18 protein-coding genes are annotated in these 26954 nt (G+C 37.0%); 8 read left to right on the top strand and 10 right to left on the bottom strand.

The window, feature by feature from the left end:
* Positions 1-11: 11 nt before the first annotated feature.
* Positions 12-2807 carry an excinuclease ABC subunit UvrA gene (gene uvrA / locus IP023_RS09205; protein WP_241789981.1) on the bottom strand — a complete coding sequence of 932 codons (2796 nt, stop codon included), beginning with the start codon at positions 2805-2807 and terminating at the stop codon, positions 12-14.
* A 181-nt stretch (positions 2808-2988) separates the two neighbouring features.
* Here uvrA and IP023_RS09200 point away from each other — a divergent pair, with 181 nt between their 5' ends.
* Genes IP023_RS09200 through IP023_RS09185 form a run of 4 tightly spaced genes read left to right on the top strand, consistent with a single transcriptional unit; the run spans position 2989 to position 10737 of the window.
* Positions 2989-5727, top strand: coding sequence for a TonB-dependent receptor (locus IP023_RS09200; protein ID WP_241789980.1), 2739 nt, complete (start codon positions 2989-2991; stop codon positions 5725-5727).
* A gap of 7 nt (positions 5728-5734) precedes the next feature.
* Entirely contained in the window at positions 5735-6922 is a 1188-nt protein-coding gene (locus IP023_RS09195; RefSeq protein WP_241789979.1) for a DUF4876 domain-containing protein, read from the top strand.
* A 2-nt stretch (positions 6923-6924) separates the two neighbouring features.
* Positions 6925-8481 carry a DUF6850 family outer membrane beta-barrel protein gene (locus IP023_RS09190; RefSeq protein ID WP_241789978.1) on the top strand — a complete coding sequence of 519 codons (1557 nt, stop codon included), beginning with the start codon at positions 6925-6927 and terminating at the stop codon, positions 8479-8481.
* Positions 8482-8523: 42 nt separating this feature from the next.
* Positions 8524-10737: a HEAT repeat domain-containing protein gene (locus IP023_RS09185; RefSeq protein WP_241789977.1), complete on the top strand. Its 2214-nt coding sequence runs from the start codon at positions 8524-8526 to the stop codon at positions 10735-10737.
* A gap of 261 nt (positions 10738-10998) precedes the next feature.
* On the opposite strand, the gene IP023_RS09180 is transcribed toward IP023_RS09185, so the two are convergent.
* The 7 genes from IP023_RS09180 to xseA form a co-directional block, all read right to left on the bottom strand.
* A complete protein-coding gene (locus tag IP023_RS09180; RefSeq protein ID WP_241789976.1) occupies positions 10999-11607 on the bottom strand; it encodes a hypothetical protein in 609 nt (202 codons plus the stop codon).
* Between the two features lie 95 nt (positions 11608-11702).
* On the bottom strand, positions 11703-12827 hold the full coding sequence (locus IP023_RS09175; RefSeq protein ID WP_241789975.1) for a cytochrome-c peroxidase: 1125 nt from the start codon (positions 12825-12827) through the stop codon (positions 11703-11705).
* A gap of 10 nt (positions 12828-12837) precedes the next feature.
* Complete coding sequence (locus IP023_RS09170; protein WP_241789974.1) at positions 12838-14334, bottom strand: DUF6850 family outer membrane beta-barrel protein; 1497 nt, start codon at positions 14332-14334, stop codon at positions 12838-12840.
* Positions 14335-14342: 8 nt separating this feature from the next.
* Complete coding sequence (locus tag IP023_RS09165; protein ID WP_241789973.1) at positions 14343-15638, bottom strand: DUF4876 domain-containing protein; 1296 nt, start codon at positions 15636-15638, stop codon at positions 14343-14345.
* A gap of 18 nt (positions 15639-15656) precedes the next feature.
* On the bottom strand, positions 15657-18401 hold the full coding sequence (locus IP023_RS09160; RefSeq protein WP_241789972.1) for a carboxypeptidase-like regulatory domain-containing protein: 2745 nt from the start codon (positions 18399-18401) through the stop codon (positions 15657-15659).
* Between the two features lie 167 nt (positions 18402-18568).
* Positions 18569-18826 carry an exodeoxyribonuclease VII small subunit gene (gene xseB, locus IP023_RS09155; protein WP_241789971.1) on the bottom strand — a complete coding sequence of 86 codons (258 nt, stop codon included), beginning with the start codon at positions 18824-18826 and terminating at the stop codon, positions 18569-18571.
* A 3-nt stretch (positions 18827-18829) separates the two neighbouring features.
* The gene (gene xseA / locus IP023_RS09150) at positions 18830-20086 is read right to left on the bottom strand and encodes an exodeoxyribonuclease VII large subunit (protein WP_241789970.1); all 1257 of its coding nucleotides are present in this window, start codon (positions 20084-20086) and stop codon (positions 18830-18832) included.
* Between the two features lie 148 nt (positions 20087-20234).
* Here xseA and IP023_RS09145 point away from each other — a divergent pair, with 148 nt between their 5' ends.
* Together IP023_RS09145 and IP023_RS09140 are read left to right on the top strand one after the other, a co-directional pair.
* Entirely contained in the window at positions 20235-21521 is a 1287-nt protein-coding gene (locus tag IP023_RS09145; protein WP_241789969.1) for a serine hydrolase domain-containing protein, read from the top strand.
* Positions 21521-22678, top strand: a complete 1158-nt coding sequence (locus tag IP023_RS09140; RefSeq protein WP_241789968.1) for a dipeptidase — start codon at positions 21521-21523, stop codon at positions 22676-22678. Before IP023_RS09145 ends, IP023_RS09140 begins: the two co-directional genes overlap by 1 nt.
* 210 nt (positions 22679-22888) lie before the next feature.
* Here IP023_RS09140 and IP023_RS09135 read toward each other — a convergent pair whose 3' ends face one another.
* Together IP023_RS09135 and IP023_RS09130 are read right to left on the bottom strand one after the other, a co-directional pair.
* Entirely contained in the window at positions 22889-23509 is a 621-nt protein-coding gene (locus IP023_RS09135) for a hypothetical protein (RefSeq protein ID WP_241789967.1), read from the bottom strand.
* A gap of 4 nt (positions 23510-23513) precedes the next feature.
* Positions 23514-24014 (bottom strand): RNA polymerase sigma factor, encoded by a 501-nt coding sequence (locus IP023_RS09130; protein WP_241789966.1) that lies wholly within the window; start codon positions 24012-24014, stop codon positions 23514-23516.
* Between the two features lie 90 nt (positions 24015-24104).
* On the opposite strand from IP023_RS09130, the gene radA reads away from it, so the two are divergent.
* Positions 24105-25493: a DNA repair protein RadA gene (gene radA / locus IP023_RS09125; protein WP_241789965.1), complete on the top strand. Its 1389-nt coding sequence runs from the start codon at positions 24105-24107 to the stop codon at positions 25491-25493.
* Between the two features lie 775 nt (positions 25494-26268).
* Positions 26269-26919 (top strand): TonB-dependent receptor plug domain-containing protein, encoded by a 651-nt coding sequence (locus IP023_RS09120; protein ID WP_241789964.1) that lies wholly within the window; start codon positions 26269-26271, stop codon positions 26917-26919.
* The last annotated feature ends 35 nt before the right edge of the window (positions 26920-26954 follow it).

The following is a 26954-nucleotide window of genomic DNA, read 5'->3' as shown; positions in this document are numbered from 1 at the left end:
AATGTATACAATTACAGGTAGTTCTTTAGAAATTGACCTGTATAACTTTTATTACATTTTGTTAAATCTTCTGGTGTTCCAGCAAAAACAAGCTCTCCACCACGTTGACCTCCTTCTGGACCTATATCAATAACCCAATCTGCAGATTTTATCATGTCCATATTGTGCTCAATTACCAAAATGCTATTTCCTAGGGCTATCAAAGCTTCAAATGATTTTAACAATTTTTGGATATCATGAAAATGTAGACCTGTAGTAGGTTCGTCAAATATGAATAGTGTTTTTTTGGTATTATTCCCTTTTATCAAGAATGAAGCTAACTTGATACGTTGTGCTTCACCACCAGATAATGTACTTGATGATTGTCCTAGTTTGATGTATCCTAAGCCTACATCTTGCAATGGTTGTATCTTAGCTAATATTTTAGGGAGATCAGCAAAGAATAATAATGCCTCATTAATACTTAAATCAAGGATATCTGCTACCGACTTCTCTTTGTATACGACATCGAGTACATGTTGTTTGAAGCGCTTGCCATTGCACGCTTCACAGGGCAGGACAATATCTGCCATGAATTGCATCTCTATTTTTACCTCACCATCACCTTGGCAGATGTCACAACGTCCACCTTCAACATTGAAGGAGAAGGCTGCAGGTTTCAATCCGCCCGCTTTGGCAAGGGGTAGGTTGGCGTATAGCGCTCTAATCTCGTCCCAAGCTTTGACATAGGTAACAGGATTGGAGCGTGATGATCTCCCTATTGGATTTTGATCTACCAATTCTACCTGTTCTATTTGTGCATAATCACCTTCGAGGCTATCGAAAATACCCGTCTGTTCGCCAGAATAGTTTCCTATAGTTTTTTGTAGTGCTGGGTATAATACACGTTTTATCAAGGATGTTTTGCCAGAGCCTGATACGCCTGTTACTACCGTAAATACATTTAGCGGGAAGTCTACTGTTATATTTTTAAGATTGTTCTCGCGTGCACCTTTGATGCGGATTGAATCCGTCCATTTTCTTCTCTTTGTAGGTACCTCAATTTTTATTTCCCCACTCAGGTATTGTCCTGTCAAAGATTTTTTGTCTTTAATTATCTCTTTATAGTCGCCCGCAAATACTAATTCGCCACCATTGATTCCGGCCTCAGGGCCAATATCAATGAGGTAATCTGCGGCTTCCATCATTTCTTGCTCATGCTCTACTACGATTACGGTATTACCGATATCACGCAAAGTCTTCAGGACCTCGATAAGTTGCTTTGTATCTCTAGGATGTAATCCTATACTTGGCTCATCCAGTACATATAATGAACCTACTAATGAGCTTCCTAAAGAGGTCGCTAGGTTGATACGTTGTGATTCTCCTCCAGACAATGTATTACTCAATCTATTCAATGTTAGATAGCTCAATCCGACGTCTGATAAAAACTGAATCCTATTTGATATCTCCATCAAAAGACGTTTGGCTATGATAGCTTCGTTCGTTGTGAGTTCAATATTGTTAAAGAGAACGAGCAATTCATCAATTGGTAGGAGTACTAAATCAATAATAGATTTACCGTTTATTTTTACGTAAGTAGCATCTTTACGTAGTCGTGTTCCTTTACATTCAGGACAATCCGTTTTCCCACGGTAACGGGATAACATGACACGGTATTGAATCTTATATGTTTGTTCTTCGAGTTCTTTAAAGAACTCATGTAGACCTTTAAAATACTTGTTGCCCGTCCATAAGAGTTCTTGTTGCTCTGGGGTTAGGTCTGAATAGCTACGGTGAATAGGGAAATCAAATTTCAGTGCTGAACTAATCAATGCTTCTAAATATACACCCATTTTTTCGCCACGCCATGGGGCAATAGCGCCATCGTAAATAGATTTACTTTTGTCAGGCACAACTAAATCGGGGTCGATTCCGATTACTTTACCATATCCTTCACATTTTCTACAGGCTCCAAAAGGATTGTTAAAGCTAAAGAAATTTGGTGTTGGTTCTTCGAAGGTAATCCCATCGAGCTCAAATTTTTCGGAGAAATGAAGGCGTTCACCTTCTGCTTCAACAATACACTCACCTTTACCTTCAAAATAAGCGGTTTGAATCGAGTCTGCTATGCGGGCAGTTGTTTCTTCGGTACCATCTAGGCGCAATCTATCGATTACAATCTCTAGTTGTCCAGCTTTGAAATCCTTATTGGCTACGGTTTTATCTTCTATTAGTGATTCTACCTTATGGATGGAGTCATTGAAATAAACTCGAACAAATCCTTTTTGTAATAATAAGGAAAGCTCTTCTTTCAATTTACGGCCATTTGTCGGTTGCAATGGGCTGTATATCGTGATGGTAGTATCTGTCGCAAAATTTAAAATACGATCTACTATTGAGGAGACCGTGTCTTTAGTAACAACCTCTCCAGAGATGGGAGAATATGTTTTGCCTACTCGTGCAAATAATAACTTCATATAATCATAAATCTCTGTAGATGTACCTACAGTAGATCTAGGATTGCTAGTGATCACTTTCTGCTCAATAGCAATGGCAGGAGCAATACCTTTGATATAATCAACCTCAGGTTTGTTCATACGACCCATAAATTGTCTAGCATAAGACGATAAGCTTTCTACATAGCGTCGTTGTCCCTCTGCATATAAAGTATCAAATGCTAAGGATGATTTTCCTGAGCCTGACATCCCAGTGATTACCACAAGTTTGTTTTTAGGGATATCAACATCAATATTTTTTAAATTATTGACACGTGCTCCTTTAATCTGAATATATGATTTTGGATTCTTTTCCGAATTTTTTGCCATAGGATACAAAGTTAATCATTTATAAGGAGTTGATAGCATTGACTATCGTTTCTTCTTCTATCTTGCTATGGATACTATGATCCATCAAATATCATGTAAGTACTTAAAAAGTTAAAATAAGTGAGAATTGTTATTTAGTTTAATTCTAAATAGTATATATTTGCGCCACGTTAATCACCTTATGAAGAAAGTAATTCTATCCGTTGCCTTAATAAGCAACATTTTGTCGTTGGATTATGTATCCGCAAAGACACCGGTTTATTCGTTTAAAGATCTTCAAAAATCAAACGAATTAATAGGTACTGTTTATTCTAATGGTAAGGCGCTAGTGGGTGCTACAGTTACTATATCCGAATTGCAGCTGATCTCTACCACGGACAAGAACGGTAGATTTATGTTCCACAAAATACCTAAAGGGGTCTATGTATTGTCTGTACAATATACAGGGATGAAGGTGAGCCAAACTAAGGTTGCAACGGGAGAGAATATAAAAATAGAGCTTATTCCAAATGCTATTGATATCGATGGGGTACAGGTATTGGGACAAAAGTCAAAGGTCAAAGGTGCTACTTCGACATTGATAAATCGTCAAGCGATAGAGCATTTGCAAGCAACAAGTATCGCTGATGTTTTACAACTACTGCCTGGTCAAGCAATATATAACTCTTCTTTTGCGGGGGTCAATACACCTAGTATTCGACAAGTTAGTGGTGACCCTAGTAATACGACGCGGGATGCGAGAGCAGCTAATGTAGCTTCGCTGGGGACTTCTATCATGATCAATGGTGCGCAGCTATCAAACAGCGCAAATATGCAGGCTATAAATACGGCAACTAGTGGTCTATCTTCGAGTTTTAATAACTCTACAGGTATGGGAACTGACTTGCGTCAGATTACAGCAGATAATATAGAGTCCATAGAGGTGATAAGAGGAATTCCTTCTGTAGAATATGGTGATCTGACAGCTGGTGTGATTGATGTCAAGACAAAAGCTAACGTACAACCCTTGCAGGCCAAATTTAGATTAAACCCGACCTTAAAGCAAGGTTGGTTAGGTCAGGGGTTTGCGCTAGGGAAGGGGGCTTTATTTGTTGATCTAGATTACACGTATGCTACGCATAAACAGATTCAAGCATCTGAATCGTATGAGCGTTTTAATACATCTGTACAGTATACAAATACATTTGGTGCTCACAAAAATCTGTATACGAATACCACATTAGCGTTTGGGGGCTACTTTGATAAAGATAATATTGATCCCGATTTAGTGACGCTTCAGGAGATTAATAAGGCTGAAAATTATGACCTTAGATTTTCTACAAATGGTCGTTGGAATATCGATAAGAAATTTGCGCGTAATATCAATTATGTAATCTCGGGACAACTAGGTTTTCAGAATGGTTTTCAACAGAAAATGAATACTGGTGAGGTGTCTGCTGTATCTAATGCTATGCATGATATCACGCAGGAAGTAGAATTTCTTCCCTCAAGCTATTTGCAACAAATTTACCTCAAAGGGAAGCCTTTGAATATACAAGCTCGTCTATCGGACAATTTTTATTTTTCTTCGGGACAGACGAGACACTCTATCATGCTGGGTGCAACATATACCTATGATAAAAATTTGGGCGAAGGTCGTTCTTTTGGGGATGGGTTACTGCCCAAAACTAGTGATGGCTTAGGGTATAGACCACGCCGTTTCTCAGATATACCTGGTATGACTCAAATAGCGGTATATGCAGAGGACAAAATAGCAACTACAGTATGGGGGAGACCATTGAATGTAGTAGCAGGCCTGCGCTACGATTGGACACAGCCTTTCCGACATGATGTCAAGCTTGCTTTTTCTCCGCGTGTGAATGCTTCCTACCAATTGTTTAATGATTTTAATGTGCGTGGGGGATATGGATTGAGCGCAAAAGCGCCTTCATTGATATATTTATATCCTGATCCTGTATATGTCGATGTATTCAGCCTCAACTATTACAAACAAGATGCTAATGAGCGCTTGGGCTTGATGACCACGCGTGTGTTTGATGCCGCAAATGAAGACCTAAAAATGGCTGTTTCTCGGAAAGCAGAAATAGGTGTAGATTACAAAAAGTTCGCTGTGACATTATTTGATGAGCGCATAGATAATGGATATGATATGTATCAGAACTATAATTTCACAACTATCCCTATTTATGCCGTTGCTTCGCAGCATGCTGGACAAAAGCCAGAATTAAGCCCCCTTGTGAAGGATTCATTATATGTAACTGATTATAATATCCCTACCAATGGTGCAAACATCATAAATAAGGGAATAGAGTTTGATTTTGATTTTGGTCAAGTAAAGCCTATTCGTACATCTTTTACCTTAAACGGAGCATATACTTATACCAAGTCAGTAGATAATAATCCGTATGTATATGCACGTCGTGTTGCTAATCAGCCCTACAATCAGCTTGGTGTATTTGAAGGTAGAGGAACGGAGCGCTCTAGATTCTTGACTACTTTGCGAGCTATTCACCATATCCCTGAGGCACGATTGCTAATCACGGTGACGGCACAGACTATTTGGACGGAAAAGTTCAATTATCTAAACTATAGCAGCCTTCCTTATGGTGTCATTGATATCAATGAAGGCAATAATAGTAATGTACGATTATTGTCGCCAGCAGAGATTGCGGGCATTCCGGAGACATCGGGGATATATATGAGTGTAGGGGACAGTTATTACTTGAAAGACTCTTGGAAGCCATTGTGGTTGTTCAATACTAAAGTGACTAAGGAGTTTGGTAAGAATTATGGTTTTTCTTTTTATGTAAATAATATCACAAATAATAGACCATACGAACAAAGTAAACGCAACCCTACGGAATATACAAAGCGTAATATTCCAATATTCTTCGGGATGGAATTAAGTATTAAATTTTAGTTTAAGCATGATGAAAAATCTATTTATATATATAATAGCATTAAGCATATTTGGATTGGCAAGTTGTCGTAAGGACTTCCAAGAGATAGCGGCAGTACAAGTGACTTTGCAGCTAGATTTTCCGGACAACTATGTCGATGGAAGCATTGCTAAGAATATCCCTGTCAGCATCAAGAATACTATAACAGGACAGATCGTAAGCTTCATCTCTGATGATAGAGGACTCGTTACTGCGGATTTGATCCCAGGGACATATAGTGTGATAGCTTCAAAATCCTTCTCCGCTGCTGAGGCAAATATATTGACTGGATATGAGCAAGAGTCTTTTGTCAACGCGAATGTCACACCATTGATTATCGATGGCCCCAAAGTGGTAGCCATAAAATTGAATGGCAGTCGTTCTGGTGGTTTGGTAATCCGTGAATACTATTATAGTGGCGTTCCCTCTGCTTATTTCTATGACTTATTTATAGAAATATATAATAACTCCAATGCCGATATTCGTGTCGATAGTCTTTATTTAGGTAATACAAAGACTGCTTCGACTACAGCATACGGATTTACAAAGTATACACAGGATTCTGTGTACCTGGCGCAGGTATTTATGGTGCCTAATGAAGGTAGTCCACGTTTCTTGAAGCCTGGGGAATCGCTAATAGTGGCGATGGATGGTATAAATCATAAAAGTGATCCGTTGGGAAATGCTAATTCTCCTGTAGATCTTGGGCCTGGCGTAGCGGATTATGAGACTTTTTGGAGCTACTCCGCCAAAGAATTAGATGCACCCGATGTGCCCAATCTAACACACGTATATGGCAGTTCTACATCCGGTTTTGATTGGTTGCCAGGATTAGGTGGTTGTGGACTTGTAATCTTCAATACGGCTGATTTTGATAAGCTCCCAGTGATGAAAGAACCAGGAACAACGGCTGCAACACAATTTAAAGCAATACCAACGAAAGATATTATTGATGGATTAGAGACGGTAACAAACTCCAATGTACAAGCTACCGCGAAAAGGTTGCCTATCGCGATAGATGCTGGAATGACTACAGTAGGGGCTATGTATAATGGTAAATCGGTACGTAGAAAGATAAAATCTGTTGTCGATGGGCGGACCATTTTTGTAGATACCAATAATTCATCTGCAGACTTTGAAGTTAACAGTACCCCTTCACCTCGTAAATGGAATTAATAATGCATAGAAATATTGTTTTTAGCCTGATGGCTATAGCGAGTATAGGTGTTGTAAATGCACAAACAGCACCATTTGAATTGGAAAAATTTAAAACGCAAGAGGTAGGATTAAATAGTAATAATGCGGCTTTATTGAATACGGTTGATTTTAAAAATCTGGGTGAATCCTCTGTTTTTTATAAAGGTGCTTCTGGAGCTTTTAAGCACCCTCTGGTAGGGGAGAAGTCTCAATATGGAGGCTTTCAAACCGCACGTTATCAAGCGCTGAAAAAGTGGAAATTCTATGGGAAGTTTGCATTAGACTTTGGCAAGGATAAAGAGGTTAGCAATACAACGCAACTGAATCCTTTGCGCTTGAATCCTTTTATTATTGTTGATTCTTTGTCGGGAGATTGGAATAAGCAAAACTACGATATAGCAGTAAAAATAGCCTCGCCAATACTAGCTGATAAGTTCTCTTTTGGATTAGGGCTAGATTATAAAGTGTCAACGGGTGCTAGGCAGCGTGACCCTAGACCAGAGAATACCAACAATATATTGACGGTAAAACCGGGGGCTACTTATTTAATAGACCAAAATAGTACGATTGGTATTAATGGCTTATATCAAAATTTTGTGGAGGATTTCACCGTATCTAATATCAATACCACTACGGTACACAATATGTATAAGTTGATTGGAGTTGGTGAGTATATCGGTAGTGCTCCTTTTTTTATATCTACAGGAGGAATTACGCGTAGATATGAAGGCAATAAGTTTGGTGCTGGTTTACAGTATGTGCTTTCACATGATCAATGGAGATTTGCTGCAGATGCATTTTATAACCACAATAAAGAGAAGGCTATCGATGGTACAACATATCCACAGCAGGCAGGCCAACATGAGTATGATGAGTATGGCCTAAACTTGGAGGCGCTATGGCATGCTAATACAATTCAACATCGTCTAGATATTGGCTGGATACAGCAAAATATAGATAATACTGAATTTCATCAATATCAAGATGTTATAAGTAAAGAATATATAACGTTATTTTCTAATGTCTTCAATACAAACTTAGTTACAAATGCTAATTTGAATTATTCATTTGTAAAGTACAAAGGCAATGATTTGAATTGGAAATGGGGTGCTAACTTAGCTTATGCTGGCTGGGATAATAGGTATTCCGTAAAGGAGAGTCAACAGACGGTAGACCGATTAACCTATGGGCTTAACTTTAAGAAATATTTTAATTTTGCTAATTTATCTGCTTTATCATTTGCTATTAACCCTGCATATAGTCAATCTATTGAATCGACCTTTGCGTATGATGAGAAGGCATATTCTACAAATTTTGTTGCCAACAACATATTGTACCCAGCAAATGATTATTTAGCAGCCAACTATTTTACGATTGCAGCGAATCTTCAATATGTATTTAAGCCGTCTAAAAATAATACGCAGGTATATATTAAAGTTACAGAAAACTTTATTAAACCTGTTGAAAACACAGATTATTTTAGTAAATCGCAACGTCGTTTGGATTGGCAATTGTCTGTGGGACTATTGACATTCTAATTATCTAAGGTATCCAATAAAATATAGGTATATATGAAGAATATGAAAAATATAGTAGCGGCATTATTGCTGTTGGGGGTGACTAATACGTATGCTCAACAAATCGAAAAACCTACGATAAAGTCAAAGACTACTTTTGCTATTATCGTAGACAGGGCTACCTATTCATCTGCTAAAGCAGAGATCGATGCCTATAAAGAGGTAGTGCAGAAAGACGGTTTGGGAACATATATCGTATCGGATGAATGGACTTCGCCAGAGAAGATAAGAGAGATACTCCATAAATTGTATCTCGATAAGAAAGCTCCTTTAGAGGGGGCTGTATTTGTAGGTAATATTCCAGTGCCAATGTTGCGTGATGCGCAGTTTATGACATCAGCACTGAAGATAAATCAAAAAATCCGTTGGGACAAATCCTCTGTTCCCTCAGATCGTTATTATGATGACTTTGATTTACAATTTGACTATCTCAAACAAGATACTGCAAAAGGTAGGGAATTGTACCATTACTACTCCCTCAGACCCGAGTCACCTCAGTTCCTAGAAATGGATATCTACTCTGGTCGTATCAAACCTCCAGTACGTGATGGCGAAGATATGACGCAGAAGATAAAAGATTATTTAACCAAGGTGGTATCACTTAGAAAGCAGTCTTATCCTTTGGATGATATGATAGTTTCGGTGGGGCATGGGTATAATTCAAATTCTGTGAATTCTATATTAGGTGAATCTGCCGCTTTGAAATCACAATTTCCATACTTATTTAAACCAGGTGGTTCTATTAAATTTTTAAACTACCGCAATGCGGAATTTATGAAGTATAATTTGCTGACAGAGCTGAAGCGTCCTTCTGTGGATTTTGCTTATATGACTGGTCATGGTACTAGTACATTGCAGATGATAAACGGATACCCAGTGAGCTCGGCGCCACAACCATCTATGGCCAATGTAGCCCGCTATTTGCGCTCCAAAATGCTAGCTGCCAAAGAGAGCAATAGAGATACATTTAAGGTAAAAGAGGATTTTAAGAAATCATTAGGGCTATCTGACAAATGGTTTGAAGATGCTTTTGATGCGAATGCTATCAAAGCGGATTCTATTTACAATATCAATTTGGATGTACAGATCGATGATTTGAAGGATGCTAATATCCAAGCAAAACTTGTTTATCTGAATTCTTGTTTGACAGGGTCATTTCATTTAGATGATTATATTGCTGGTTATTACCCATTCTCAAAGAATCAAAATATAGTGGCTATTGCTAACTCGGTAGGTGTATTACAAGACCTTTGGCCTTCCGAATTGATGGGATTATTGGGCAATGGATATCGTGTAGGCAATTGGTTGAAACATATAGCATATTTGGAAACACATATCCTTGGTGATCCTACTTTTCACTTTGCTTCAGCGCGAGCGCAGGAGCTGAATGATGCTACAGCATTGAATCAGTCTGTGGGATATTGGAAAAAAGTACTAAAAGAGAATGATGCTGATTTGCAGAGTTTAGCCTTAGAAAAATTGGCTGGTATTCTTTCTGTAAAGGAGGTGTCACCATTATTGAAGGAGTATTACTTTAATTCTCCATTTGAATCGACACGTATGCAAGCGTTCCAATTATTGGCTTACATAGAAAATGATGATTATATTGAGGTGTTGCATGCCGCAAAGAATGATCCTTATGAGTATATACGTCGTAGAGCGATTTATGATCTTACAGATTTTGGTTCGGATGAATTTACTAAAGATCTAATCCAATTTTATGTTGATGATCCACATTCCGAGCGTGTCGCATATCGCGTACGTTGGGCTCTTCAATTTATGAACCCCGTGTTGGCCAAGAAAGAAATCAATACCCTGATCCGAAATAATCCGGCAGTTGTTGGCGGTGCTGTACTGGCTGAAAAATTGGATAAGGATGTAGATTATGCAGCAAAGAAAGCGAATGACTTGGCAAAGGCATTAAATGACACCTCATTGTCTGAAAAAGAACGATTGGGAGAAATCAACTCTTTACGCTTATATAGACATCATGCTGTAGTGCCTGATGTGATAGCATTAGCAAAAAATAAAGATAATTCTGAAACCATACGTATCAAAGCATTAGAAGCATTGGGATGGTTTACGTTATCTTATCAAAGAAATAATATAATCGCTGGATGTGATGATATTATAAGCTCTGAAGCGCCTAAAGCTGTAAAAGCAGAGGCTTTGAAGACAAAGAATAGAATCAAAGGTAATGCACATAAGAAATCGTAAATATATCGTTTGTCCATTATAGCTATATTATACGGGACAAACTTCATCGATATCTAATCCTCCCAAAAGTAATAGCTACTATTGGGAGGATTTTTTTTGTCGCAAGATAGTTATACTGGGGACGGTTTGTAGGTACGTTATCTGCTTACTTAGCGATATAGGATGTGGTGTTTGGTATATACCTAGGTATATGCTATAGATAAACTATAAACAATAAAAGGCTTACGTTTTGTAAGCCTTTTATTGTTTATAATATTGCACTTAGTGCTTATGATCGTCAAGTGGTGGTGTAATCATGATATGTGCTTTGTAGGAACCTTCGTCCATCAACCAAGGCATACCAATGTTATTACTTTTGTTCGAAAGACCTAAGTCAGCTGCTTTTGCGTATGGTATATAAATTACATATCTGCGCTTAGCATCTTTTATTTCTCCAGTAGTTGCATCTACATTTTGTGAGTTACCCCAATAGCCATATAATGTTGTTGGCGTCTGTGGGATAGATAATTTACCATCTTTAAATTCTTGCTCACGGATTTTATCTCTTTCTTTACGTTTACCTTGCTCTGTTAATTCACGTCCGCGTGCCATAAAGGGCTCTAAACTTTCGGGGTAACAATAGGCATAGTACATTGACATCTTGTAATCTGGAGCTAAACAGATGTATCCATTTTTTCCTTCACGTAATGTCACCAATTTTCCGTTTTGATCATAGCCATATACTTTGGCTTCTGCTCTAAATTCTGCTGGTGCTGCTTGAGTAGCGATTTTAATCTGTAGGTCGGCAGGAAGAATCTGCTTTGCTTGCTGTGCATTTGTTGTAAATATTAATGCTACAAATGCAATAGCTAAACTTGCTATGTTTTTCATGGTTTTAACGTTGAATTGTTATAAACAAATATAGGTCTAAATAATTTATTTAGACCTATATTTTGAAAGCTAAAATAGCTCTTTATATAAATATTTTAACGGGGCAAAGTCTCTGGCCTTGGCATTTTATATTTTGAACCTGTCGCCGCTTGCAGGAATGCAGCAACGGCTTGAATCTCTTCTCTTGTTAAGTCTAGTGGCTTCAACAAAGGGTCTGTATGTGGAAACATAGGGTCTGCCAATTGTGCTGCTGTCTTTGGGTTGTTCATCACCATGCCACTATTATACATATTTAAAACGCCTATCATATTGTCAAAAAGACCATTATGCATCCACGGGTTCGTGTTCATTACATCTCGCAGAGAAGGGGTTCTAAATTTACCTACATCTGCAGGGTTTTTTGTTACTTCATAACGGCCTAAATCCTCATATTTCCGTTTGTAATAGGTCAATCCTAAATTGTGAAAGCTTTCGTCTGTAAGGAATTGACCATTGTGGCAGTTCATACAGCGTGCTTTGGTGCGAAATAAGTGCATCCCTTGAATCTCTTGATCTGTCATCGCATTGTGCTTGCCATCCAAAAACTCATCAAAACGGCTTCGACGGCTTTGTAAAGTACGTTCGAAAGACGCTATTGCTTTCATCACTTCAGGGATAGAGAAGTCCTCATCGCCAAAAGCTTCTTCAAACATTTTTCTATATCCAGGTACCGCTTTAAGCTTAGGGATTACTTTTGTTATATCCATATCCATCTCATGGTGTGCCTCGATTGGGAATAATGCCTGTTCTTCTAAAGAGCCTGCTCTACCATCCCAAAACATACTCTTGCGTGCATATACATTCAATAGGGAAATACTATTTCGGGTGCCTTGTAGGTGGTCATGTCCTGTAGGTACTGTCAGGTGATCTGCCCATGAGGTCTGTGGATTGTGGCAGGAGCTACAAGATATCTGATTTGAACTTGACAATATAGGGTCAAAGAATAGGGTCTTTCCAAGTTTTATCAAGGGATGATCCATCTTCCTTAAATAGCTGCTGTCTATCTTCGGTAGCGACTTAAATTCGGACCATACTACCCCCGAATCAATCGTCGGTTTGGGCCATTCAGTAATAGGTTTACTGTATAGCACGCGCAAATCATCTATTGATTTATTACTTAGTAAAGTAATAGAAAGAATAATACTTGATAACGTAATAAATACTACACTCAATCTCTTCATCGTTACAAATTTAAAAAACAAAACCAGAAGTAATGCCAAATTGTGTCAAATTATAAGCAGATGCATGGGATATATTTCCGCCTATAAAGTAGGTTTGCAGCTTTTTAACGGGAACAGCTATCTTCACCGCAAAGTCTATTAATGAAACTTCTGTATTTTTATAATCAAAATTATTGGCCAACATTTGATATCTCATTGATGTTGTGTTCATTCCTGTCCATGCTGCTTGGGAGGATAGGGGCTTACTTAGTGAATATCCTATTTTTGCAATTAATGTGTTTTTTGCAATTTTTTGATTCAGATCAATCTGACCACCGACATGGAGTAATTTAATATTTTCAATAGCCGCAGGTAGTAAGTAGGATTCTTTGCTGTCGATATGGTAACCGAATATTTTCGCCGCCCATGTCGTAGGAGAAGTGTTTTTCTGATAGGACAAATAACCTCCTATTGATTGGTTAACTGCATTAAACAAATTTTCTTCACTGATTTTTACAAGGCCTATTTGGCTGTCTAGATTATTGAATCGTCCTTCGAATCCATCTATGTTTTTGTAATTATATTGCACAGCAGCTTCAATTCTTTGGGATGAATTTATAGCAACTTTATACCCAAGTTGTACGTCGAAATCATATTTATCTGCTTCGTTTATAACTAAAGCGACATCTTTTATTTTCTTTTGGATATTTGATCCAATGAATTTGGTCCTTGCAAACCAACCAAGGTGATTGGAAGGGACGTAGTGGATAGAGAACCCGTAATTATACCCTAGGTATTCTGCATTGTCTCGTATACCAGCAAATATTTTGTTGTAATTTCCTAAGCCTGTCTCGTGAATGATAGTTGGTCGTCCTAACTCACTATTAAATGATACCTTAGCTTTTTGGAAGTAGCGTGCACCTATTAGTGCTATACCTAAGTTGTAATTTGAGGTCGTTTTATATGCTAAAGAAAATGTTGCATTGAGATCTGAACTGATATTGTTGGTTCTAGGATCTCTCTGCCTTGTTGACTGCTTGCCTATAAAAGAAGCTTCAAAGGCATATGTCATTTTATTATAACTCTTAGAAAGTCCTCCTAAGATCTTGTATTGTTCATTTGTTAAATCGCCCCCAACGGTATCTGACATGATGTATGGATACAAATAATCATAGTCCAATGTTTCATTAAAATTGACATTCTTCGTTTTAATGTTATTGTATTGGAAATCACCCCAAAGGTTTAAGTTCTTATTTTTTGTTTGGAAAGACTCAATATTAATATTGAAATCGTTTGTTGCAGAACCTTTTTGAAGGATATACCTTTTACTATCTTCAGCGGTGTAATTCACGCTCATATTCGTGTATTGAATGGGAATGTTGAGCGACTTTAACGCAGGAGCATCATAGTATTTATTTAATTCATTATTGAGGGTATTATATTTTGATAATACCACAAAAGTACTATCCTGAGCATGAAGTGTCGTGCTCAGGATAGAAAGTAATGATATGATTGTTAACAATCTCATTTAAAATATTATTTCATTAAAGAAGGCTTTGATTCTGGGGTAAAATCAACGCTTGAATTATTGGTGTCTTGATAGATAACACGTCCATCAGGATTTGTTGTTAATACTTTGCGCAATACCGATTTACCATAGCGTGTAGCGTCAGATGAAGTTCTACCACAGTATGTCCAGCCCATATCCAATTGTGGAGAGGTAAGGATCCATTCAAAATCTGTTTCTACGGATAAATTAACAGCGTCCAAAATGTATGTGTTTGGTATTTTGTATGAATTTGAATTAACAGGGTTGCCAAGAGCATTTAAATAACTATATGTATATAAATGGTCCGTTTTGTAATTGTCTATAGTCATTCCTTCTGGAAGTCTAGCCAATACATACGATTTAAAACCTCTATTGTTCATAAGCATAGTCCCATTAACAGAGATCATATTTGTTACTTGTGGGTTGTCAACATTGATAGTAGAAATTAAGTCAATTTCGAACTCTGCATTTCGAAGGTCAAGAGAGTTCGGATTGTATTCTATATGGTCAATAGCGTTATTGGCAATTACAATTTGTTTACCAGGTAAAATAGGGGATTGTTTTCCTGTCCCTGGAACCATAATAATTGATCCTGCAGTAAATGCTTCATTCATTATATTTGGGGTGTATTCTCTTTTTGTTGTTGTTAAGAAAGCTGCTTCTGAAATAATCAAGCCATCAGCATATAGCGTTTCATCAGAATTATTGTAAATAATAAAATATTTGTCACCATTATAGGATTTGTTTTCCGGTGTAACTGTTCCGGTAAAGAATATCTCTTTCAAGATAAGACCTGCTGTTTCATCAAAAATGAATAAGTCTAATTGAATATTTACGTTTGGACCATTAATAACTATTCCATTTTTAGAACCTCTTACTTTAGACGTTATCGCTTGGCCATCTTTGTTATAACGCATAGATCCCTCTAATGTGACATCGTATGTTCCATTTGGTAATGTACTAGCGAAATCGTTGATAACACTTGCGCCAGAATCACTAAATTTTACTATTCCATCGGCAGCGGCATTAACCCCAACCGTATTAGAAGAAGCTACTTTTGATAAATTCGTTGTCGGGTTAATAACAGTACTTGTCACAATACCTGTATTAATCTCCGTGAATTTTAATGTAGCATTTTCTATGGCATAATCTTGGATCCCTTCAGGTGCTTTCATGGATACCTCAACATCGTTGAATTGTATATCTTGATCTTTCGAACAAGAAAAAAACAAGGTAGAGCTGATTAATCCTACAATTAGTAAAATCGTATTTTTTGTATTCATTGTGTTTGTATGTTATGGTTATAGTGTTAATGTTAATTCCATCCCAAAGTATGCCGGATCTAAGGTTCTCGTTACTGTCGCACCACTTGGTGTTGTATAATTTGGTTTATACAAGAATAAGCGGTTGACAAATACTGATGCTCTTAGGTAGTTTTTAAATATTTTCGAAGCTTTTAGATTAATCTGTAAATCTATGGGTTGCTTGCTCGGGACAAACAAGGTTAAATTGTAAGATTCGACTAACTGCTTTAGCGTAGGATCATTTAGTGATTCTGCTGTAAATGGTCTTACAATTTCATCTTCGACAAATTTATAGGCTATAGGAATGCCTAACTTGGGCATGCTCTGCGATTTGTAATACCATAAGGCTTGAAATGAAGCTGATATATTTAGACCTAAAGAAGGCAAATAACTATCAACAGTGAAATTTGAATTCAACATATCACGGATATAGCCATCATCGTCTAAGTACAATCCTGATATCTGACGTGTTTTTCCATTGTGGATAATATCATCGTTTAGTTTCCAGATAGGCAAGCTATTCTTATATATTGTTTTATACCAAGCTCCATTAACTGTAAAACGGGTGTTGATACCACGGAAACGTCTTGTTGTTAACTGAAACTCTAAACCATCTTTAAGAATCTGGCTTTCATTTTCAGATTGTGAATAGGAGTAAAATTCCTTTGCTTTCTCAGCATCAAAATCTGCAAGAGAAGGTTTTTGTGTTAGATTTGATACATCAATAGAGGTATTATTATATTTAGTATACTCAATAGATTTTTGAATATTGTTTGGTCGGAACGCATCATTCATTCTTTCTTTGAAGAATGTAAAAGAAAGTCTATTACCATCGTAATCAAAATCTGTAGTTACCTCAAATTTTTTATTAGTAGCGGGTAATATATTGTAGTTTACCGGATTGGTAATGTCTGTATAAGCTTGCGCAATACGGTATTCTGGATTGTTGTGAAAGAAATTTAATTCTACGATATCACGATAATGCAGGTTTGGATATAAATGATCTAAGGTTGGTGTTTTTTTGTGAATACCAACTCCACCGCCAACTGTTACACCAAACGGTTTGTGATCAATATTGAAACTTGGCAAATGTAATCTTACATTGGCACGGGGTTCAGCATATATCTTGTTAGACATGTTATATTCTTTTGATAAAGATGTCATTGAAAAGGCTCTTATTCCGATCATTGCTTCCAATCTGAATTGGTTGAAATTGTAAGATAGGTTGTCTTCTGCAAATGCAGATAGGGTATGGTAGCTAGGGATATCTTTAAATGCTCTAGGTCTAGCTGTTATCGCAGTATTGGTTGGGTAGTCGAGATCATATACTTGACCTTTACCATAGTTTTTAGAAAAATTACTTTCAACACCTAGTTTTATATTGTTCTTTAGGGCATTGAAGTCTATATTATGCTGAGACGTCAATTTTGTATACGCGGTAAAAGGAAGCCCCTCTACATACAAATTTGAAAGGTACGAAGGAGTCAGAAATTGTGCCTCATGTGAACCTTGCTCTAATGAATTGACTAGTATAGTAGCTGTTCGTGCTTGAATCCACTTATCCTCTTCAATGATATCTTTTTGGAACGTTAGATTGGATGTAAGGTGTAAATTTTTAATCCATTTGTTAGGGTTGAAAGTGATTAAAAATTGATTGTTCCATCCAAAGCGCTGTTTTCTCCCATAATAGCTATCTGCCACAAATGAATTGTCGGGATCTGTCTTGTTATTATCTAATGTAGTATTGTAATCTAGATTAGACTTGAAGTTGTAGCTGTGAAGACCTATCCATGTTTTATCTAAGCGTATAGATCCACTTGCACGACTAAAGTTGACAAAACTATTCGTTGGATCGGACTGTGCTCGAATGTAACCAATGTCAGCATTTATGAATAAATTGTCCTTTAGTGAATAACCTTTGCTTAGTGAAAATAACTTGCCGAAACCATCTGCTTTAGCACGGAATGTATAAGGGGAATAACCTTTCTTTCTTTCGATTAATACTAAGCCAGATGTCAAATCACCATATTCTACCGAAGGAATACCTCTTACGATGGTTACCTTTTCAATATCATCTGTACCTAATGACCTAAGGTCCAATCCTCGATTTGTGTTTTCTACATTGCTATTTAATCCTGATGTAGTGTATCCTCTTACGGACTGTAAATCGGAGTTGGTGTTGATTGGTGCACCATCCATGACAAAAGAGATGCCCAAAGAAGACATATCATATTTGTCTGAAGTGATAGTTTTATCTTTTAGGTTTACCTCACGTAGCTTGATCGCATTAAAGGAGGTTAACTCTGGGTCCTGCGCACGTCCTCCGGGCAATAATTCTAATAAATCTGCAAAACTTGAAGGTTGCAATAACTGCATGGCTTCTTTGGTGATGACAGAGCTGGTATTTAGATTTTTGGACTCTTGTGCTGTAACATATACTTCATCAATATTTTGTACAGCATTTGAAAATTGCACATCCAATATGGTATTGTCATCTATGGTTATATTTCTGGTTATTTTATTATAACCGATGTATTGGAATACAATCGTGTGTGGCCCTTTACTAAGCGTTAGTGCATAGGAGCCATTCTTCTTACTCACTATCTTTGTGCCATTTGTAGAAATAGTAACATTCGCTAGAGGAACCTGTTTTTCATTGGTGATAGTACCCGCTAGTTTATATGTTTGAGCGAATGTGAAATTCGTCGACAATAAAAATATTAGTAAGAATATGTTTTTCAAAACTTATTAAGATTAAATCTAAACAATGCAAAATAACATAAAATTATTGAGCTGTTTAGAATAATTCTTAACACATAAATGTAAATTTTTATTGTTGTCTTTTATTGATTAAATATCGTCAGAATTTAATACGAAAGTTCAACAATAAATAGAAAATTGTTTTCTATTTATTGTTCTTCCATATCTTCCTCAATATCTTCTTCTGTTGAATCGCTTTCTTCTGCTTGTTCAACTTGTAGTTGATTCAATAATTCTTGAACCTGCGCTTCGGATGCGGTAAGTTTAGATTTGCAAATATTGATTAATAGGGAAGCACGTTCAATTTTAACAGCCAGTTCGTCAACATTCACTTCACCCAATTCTATTTCTGAAACGATTTGTTGCAATTCGTTGTATGCATCTATGTACGTATATGTAGTTTCCATGATTTATTTTTTTTGCGTTACAGTGCTTGTGACTAATCCATCTACAAATAGCGTTTCTATTTCATCGCCTATGTTGATTTCCTCTTTTGAAGTAATTGCTTTACCATTCTTTCTGCTAATACTAAAACCTCTCTTCAATAATAAATGGGGGTCAGCCATTTTTATTAATCGGCTTAGATTATCCAATTCATGATGTTGTTGTTTGATGAAATGTTCGCTATATAGTTGTAGCTTTTGTGCGAGCAAGCTGATTTGATGTTGTTCTGATTTGATGTTATTAATACTTGACCAATTTATGGTTTGCACAGCATTTTGCAATTTTGACCTTTCTGTGTGAAACAAATTGTTGATAGCAAGAATAAGCTGTTTTTGAGCATTATCAAGCGGAATAGCGAAGTTGTGGAACTTTTGGATCAAGAAATCAGCTAATTCACTTGGTGTAATCGCATTTTTATAAGCTACCATTTCACTGACTGTTTCATTTGTCGAATGACCAATTCCTGTTAGTACCGGTATTGGGAAAATAGCAATTGCTTTGGATAAATGATAGTTATTATAACTAGAAAGACCTACCTCACCACCACCACCACGAATGATGGCTACAGCATCATATTGATCGGTACGTTCGGCAATGACGGCCATTTGTTTGATGATGGAAGCTATAGATTTGTCGCCTTGTAATAATGCAGGATACAATGTGGTTTCTATTTTATAACCCCAAGGATTGTTATTAATTATCTTATAAAAATCAGATAATCCTTTACTTGTTTCTACCGAAATAATGGCCAATCGCTTTGGTATAAGTGGAAATGGAATGCGTTTGTTGGCATCGAATAGTCCTTCTTCCTGAAGGCGAAATATACTCTCTTTCTTTTCTTTCTCCAACTCGCCGAGTACAAAGGAAACGTCTATATCAACAATCCGAAGGCTCAAGCCGTGCAATGGATCATAAGAAATACCTGCCTGAAAGTAAATCGTAATGCCATCACGGAGGGGTTCGTTCAGCAATTTGATAAACTGAGCATTGACACGTTCGAAGTCAGACTTCCATAATATAGAACGTATCTCGGCGACGATTTTACCGTCTTTTTTTTCGACTAACTCGGGGTAGCAATGTCCAGAATGTTTGTAGTGATTGAGTTTGTTCATCTCTGCTTTTACCCAAAATAAGCTTTTGTAGCGATCAGAAATTGTTTTCTGAATGCTTTTCGTTACTTCTAGTAAGGAGAAGATCGTCTTATCATTAATCACTTCTGGCATCTCTCAAATATAAGCTAAAAAAGATGTGCTATCAAGATTATTTGAATAGGGTTGGTTGCTTAAATAAAGTAATTGTTACAAAGTCTATGCTGTTGTTTTGCGGTTTCATGCGTTTTATTAGTACATTTACTCTAGAAACCTATACATAATGAATACACTAAATCGACTATCCGTTCTACTATTAATTGCTGCTTTACACGCAAGTGGAACTGTGTATGCGCAGCGCAAGCCAGCTAATTCGTCTACAATAAATTTTGATAATTCATCTTCTTCGGTCTATAATCTGAAGAAAATGACTAAAGAAATTGATGCGATAGCGCAGGAAGCTATACGCGAAAAAGCAACACCTGGAATGGTGGTGATGGCAATAAAAGATGGTAAGGTTATTTTTGATAAAGCGTATGGTTATCACACCTATGCTAAGAAAGTACGTACAAAGACAAGTGATATTTTTGATTTAGCTTCCATTAGCAAAATTGCTGGTACTACTCCAGTGATCATGAATCTTTACGATAAGGGTATGCTAGATTTGGATGATACCATGGGGAAATATTTACCTGAGGTTCGCAACACGGATAAAGATACGATTACCTTGCGTTCAGTATTATTGCATGAAGCAGGTTTTACACCATTTATTCCTTTTTATAATGATTTAAAGAAAGGAGATTTACAAAAGTCTTATGCAGAGACACATCAAGTAAAGCTGGCTGATGATGCATTCTTGAAAAACAATTATTATAAGGATGTGATGTGGCCACAGATGATGAAATCTACTTTGAAGACTCCCGGTAAGTACGTGTATTCGGATATCAGTATGTATGTGATGAAGGAGGTAGCAGAGCAGATCACAAATGTTCCTATGGACCAATATGTAACGGATACTTTTTATAAGCCTATTGGAATGCATACCGCGGGTTATAATCCTAGAAATCGTTTTGCAAAAAATAGAATTGTGCCAACAGAAAATGATACCTCTTTTAGAAAAGTGTTATTGGAAGGATATGTGCATGATCAAGGTGCAGCCATGGCAGGTGGCGTAGCAGGGCACGCTGGCTTGTTTGCGACAGCAAAGGATTTAGCTATTTATGGACAAATGTTGTTGAACAGAGGAGAATATGCTGGTGTTCAGTATTTCAAACCTGAAACCATTGATTTGTTTACGTCTAGTCAGTCCAAAGTCAGTCGTAGAGGCCTTGGTTTTGATCGTTATGATCCTTCATCAGCAAGTGGTTATCCTTCTAAGTTGGCGAATAAAACGGTTTATGGGCATACAGGATATACAGGTACTTGTATTTGGGTGGATCCACAAAACCAGCTTGTTTATATATTTTTGTCAAACCGCGTACATCCGCAGGTATCTACGAAGTTGTTGAATCTGAATATCCGTAGCCGCATTCAGGATGTTATTTATCAAACCATAAATCAAGTTAAATAATGATTAAATATATTGCAGCATTAACTATTGCTACATCTTTGTCGACAAGTTTGTGGGCACAAGATTATAAGCAAATCCATAAGGATATGATCGTTGTCGATGGACATAATGATGTTATTATTTCTTCAATATTGGATGGCCATGATATTGGATATCTATTGAAAGTAGGGCACACAGATATTCCTCGTTTGATAGAAGGAGGTGTTGATGTACAGGTGTTTGCCGTGTGGTCTGATGATAAAAGATGGAAAATTGGTGCCTTCAAGCATGCTAATGATCAGATTGATGCGCTGGAGGCTGTTGTAAATCGAAATACCGATAAGATCCAAATTGCAAAGTCATATGCTGATATACAACGTATCCAAGCAGCAGGCAAGATTGCTGCAGTAATCGGAATTGAAGGTGGCAATATGATTGAAGAAAGTGTTGATAATTTAGAATATTTGTACAATCGTGGTGCGCGTTACCTTACATTAACATGGAATTACAATTTGCCTTGGGTTACAGCGGCTGCTGTTGAAGATAGTAAACCGGAAAATGAACAACAGGGATTGTCCAAACATGGGGTGGAGATTATTCGTAAGATGAATCAATTGGGGATGATGGTTGATCTATCGCACGCCAGTAAAAAGACATTTTATGACGTGATGAAAGTGAGTAAAAAGCCTGTTTTGGTATCACATAGTAACGCGGCAGCTTTGACACCACATTCCAGAAATCTAGATGATAAACAACTTAAAGCACTCAAGAAGAATAAAGGTGTAGTAGGTGTAAATTTCTATTCTGCATTTTTGGATTCTACCTACAACTCACGTTTAAATACGCTATATACAGTGCAATTGGGCGTAGCACCTTCCGAAAAAATGGGCTCTACAGCTAAATATAATAAATTGACTCCGGAAAATCAGGCTAAAGCAGATGCACCTATCGAGCGATTATTGGAGCATATCGACTACTTAGTGGAAAAGGTAGGTATCGACCATGTCGCAATTGGCTCAGATTATGACGGTATAGAATCTGCCCCTGTAGGCCTGGAGGATGTTTCTAAATTCCCTGTCCTTACTAAAGCGCTGTTGGAACGCGGTTATTCCAAAAAGGATATCAGTAAAATAATGGGATTGAACTTTCTACGTATTTTAAAAGATAATGAGGGATAATAAGGTTCAATAGTTTGTTAATTAGTAGAGTGTGAAACGATATCTACTTAATTACGAATTAAATAGGCTATATCTACTATTTTATTTATCCTGTGATAAGCCTATTTTTGAAGCCTTATTTTACGCATTCATCAATCCATTGTTACGGTCACTATTAGCGTCATTTTCTTTCTTAAAGATCTAGCATCCTTCAGTTGCTCAAGATCTTTTTCAACTTTCTAAGCTAACGAGTTCGTCATAGTTTTTCTTCAGTTTCTGTATCAGACGTACATAGACAAATCTGTAATATAAGAGTAGAAGTATGCCTATTATGGTAAATGTAGTAAGCATGATCGTTACCATAGCTGCATTTGATACGGCGGCTGTATGTTCTGCGCCTGCACCATCTGTAAAGCCTTCTTTAAACGAATGAAATACAGACTCGTCTAGGATGCCAAATGTCCATTGAACGATAATGATACCCATGGTGATAGCGATGTACATCTTTACCCAAGATCGAGCTTTTAGTATGCTCTTCATTAGAGACTTGGTATCGGTATACGTTTTTATTTTATTATATTCTTTATAGAATACAATAAGGAAATATGCTGTCGCTAGGGTACCTAGTACTTCCAGAACTATATCATAGTTTTTCATCTTTTCTGTTTCATAGATGAGGTAATATCCCTTTAAGGATAAGCCTACGATAAACTCTGCCAAACAGATGAATAGTATCCAGCGCAAGATAGAAGAAGAGTTCTTATGGAGCATTCTTCTTATTTCATCTTTATTTATTTTAGGGAAGTGGTCTGCCTTTTTCCAGTGTGTCTTTAATAAATCTAGTTCTTCCATTGTACTATCCCTCCTGATTAATCATTGTTTTCAATTTTGTCTTGATGCGGTTCATCTTTACACGTGCATTAACTTCGCTAATACCCAATGTTTCCGATATTTCAGCATAATCTTTATCTTCTAAATACATATATACTAGCGCCTTTTCGATATCATTTAATTGGCGTACTGCGCTATATAGGGAGCTGAGTTGTTGCTCTTGTTGGTCATCATATTCTTCGTATCGAATATTTTGAAGGGAGTTATCCCATTCTACGGTAGTAATTTTTCTCTTTTTTACACGATAAAGTGATATTGCAGTATTCAAGGCAACACGATATGCCCATGTTGTAAATTTTGAATCTCCTTTGAAGCTCGGATACGCTTTCCACAACTGAATGACCATTTCCTGAAATAGGTCTTTATGTGCATCGATATCTGTGGTATAGAGGCGGCAAATTTTATGGAGGATATTTTGATTCTCCTCCAGTAGGTTGACAAAGTATAGCTCAGCTTGTGGATTCATATATTGACTTATATGTCGAATTTACGTACTTATTGTTACAGGTTATTTTTAATTTTTAGGTTACCGCTCTTTTTTTTATAATTTCGCTATATGGCTAAATCAAAATCAGCACACTTTTGTCAATCGTGTGGCTACGAATCGCCCAAATGGTTGGGACAATGTCCTTCCTGTAAACAATGGAATTCTTTCGTCGAAGAAGTTGTCGAGAAGGCCTCTTCTCGTGTGCCGGAATGGCGTAGTACAACGACTGCCTCTGGCGTACAAAAAAGAACGAATAAAGCCGCCATTATCCATGAAATAGTATATTCTGAAGAACAACGTATTACGACTCCAGACAATGAATTTAATCGTGTCTTGGGAGGAGGGATCGTACCCGGTTCTTTGGTGTTGATAGGTGGTGAACCTGGTATTGGTAAATCTACGCTTATGTTACAATTGGCACTTTCAATTCCAAACATCAAGGTGTTGTATATCTCTGGTGAAGAGAGTGAGCAGCAGATAAAGATGAGAGCAGAGCGTTTGTCACAGCATTCAACAGCAAATTGTTATATCCTAACGGAGACTTCTACACAGAATATATTTAAACAATTGGAATCCATTGAGCCCAATGTGGTGGTTATAGATTCAATTCAAACACTACATTCATCGCAGATTGAATCTGCACCGGGGTCCGTATCCCAAGTGCGTGAATGTACAGCTGAATTACTGCGTTATGCTAAGGAAACAAATACACCCGTTTTTATCGTCGGTCATATCACTAAAGACGGGTCGATAGCAGGGCCTAAAGTGTTGGAACATATGGTGGATACGGTTTTGCAGTTTGAAGGGGATAGACACCATGTATATCGTATTCTGCGTGCTGTAAAAAATAGGTTTGGCTCTTCTTCTGAATTGGGTATATATGAGATGCAGGGCTCTGGATTGAGGGAGGTATCAAATCCCTCGGAGATCATGATATCGCAACGCGATGTACCCACCAGTGGTGTGGCTATAGCAGGTATGTTAGAAGGGGTACGTCCTTTGATGATTGAAGTGCAAGCATTGGTGTCCAATTCCGCCTTTGGTACGCCACAGCGTAGCTCTACCGGTTTTGATACCAAGCGTCTCAATATGTTACTAGCTGTTTTAGAGAAGCGTTTTGGCTTTAGACTTTCGGCACAAGATGTATTTTTAAATATTGCCGGTGGTCTTCGTGTAGAAGATCCCGCCATTGACCTTGCTGTTATTGCGGCGATTATTTCATCGCAACAAGATATACCGTTACCGAGCAATATCGCTTTCGCTGGTGAGGTCGGCTTATCTGGCGAGATTAGAGCGGTCAATAGGATAGAACAACGTATCTCGGAGGCCGAGAAATTGGGCTTCGATGGGATCTTTATTTCAAAATACAATACTAAGGGCTTAGATGCCAAGAAATATAACATCGCTATTCGCCCGATGGCAACCTTAGAAAATGTATTTAGTGCATTATTTGGGTAACAAAAGGGAGCTTCTTACAAGCTCCCTTTTATTTGCACTCTTAGTTTATACATTGCAAGTGTATAACTTTGAAACTCTACCAGCCTATAATTAGGGTTAAGATCTGATTTTTCTAATATCAGTTTATTTGTTGTACGGGATAGGTTGTGCTACATTTGTATTCAGCCTTTAAATATTATTTTGCCTAAGCAGATTATCATTTGATATCGTCTCCTAACGAGAAAAAATTATCTTAATAATATAATTAATATTCATGTTGGATGTCAAAAAGTGTGTGATTTTACCTAAAATAGCCTATTTTCGACGTTTTTATCACTAGATAGCACTATACCAATTTGCTATTATAGGTATTATTGGTGCTGATGATCTAATGATTTAAATACTTCCTATTATTACTGCCATTTTATTTGCGTCATAACGCTTTTTATGGACCTTTTGTCTTTTGATTGATAGGTTTTTAACTGTTTGGAGGGCTAATTGTTAGTCTTATTCATTCCAATTTGATTGAACCAGCTTTTTTTTATGTCTATTATAAGCTATTTATCCTATCGCCATAAGGTTTTGTTTTACTTTTTTGTTACAGAAGGGGTGCTCTAATAATTATTCCCTTCTTAACGAAACCGATTGCGTAAAATACGCAATCGGTTTCGTTAAGAAATTGTTAAAATAAAATGTAAAATTCCTTTTTTATTAACAAGCTGATTATTTATCATTGTTTATTAAGTCAAACTTAATAAGAAAATACTACCAATAAATAACACCTAAAAGCTTACCTATGTTAAGGAATTTTTGTGTATTAATGACCGCAGTAGTGGCAAGTATTACAACTGCAAAAACCATTGATATTGAAAGTTTGAAACTTTCAAAAAATTGGAAATCTAAAATTGATACTACTGAAGAACAGTTGTCTAAAGAGGCGCTAGATAAATTTGCTGGTTTTAGATCTACTTCTAATAGTATTGATACTGTCAATGTAAAACAGGCACAACTACAAACATTTACAAATCTAGCTAGTATTATTCAATCACAGGTAGCAGGTGTATATGTTCAAAAACCTAGCGCTGAACCTGGAGCATATCAGAATGTTAAAATTAGAGGAGCCAATTTGCCAATTTTTGATAATGCTGCATTGAATAATGTTAGACCAACAGTCTATGTAAATGCTGTTCCAATGAGTACAACACATAGCTTTGCCTACAATATTCAAAGTTATGATTTCAACAGAATTGGTCCCGAGACGGACTTTCTTAATTTTGTAGATGTCAGTGCAATACAGAGTATTGAAATCGTAAAGGATCCTGTTCAATTAGCTACTTTGGGGACCTTGGCTTCAAATGGTGCTATCTTGATCACGACATATGGCGGTAAGTCTGGTAAGCGTGAAATATCGGTAAATTCGTATTACTTCTATAATAATTTTATGTGATGTTACTTTAGACAAGTAAAAATTAAAACTAAACC

Source organism: Sphingobacterium rhinopitheci, from assembly GCF_022627575.1.
Taxonomy (GTDB): domain Bacteria; phylum Bacteroidota; class Bacteroidia; order Sphingobacteriales; family Sphingobacteriaceae; genus Sphingobacterium; species Sphingobacterium rhinopitheci.
Note: the sequence above shows the minus strand (reverse complement) of the source record. Positions and strands in the feature narration are given on the sequence as shown.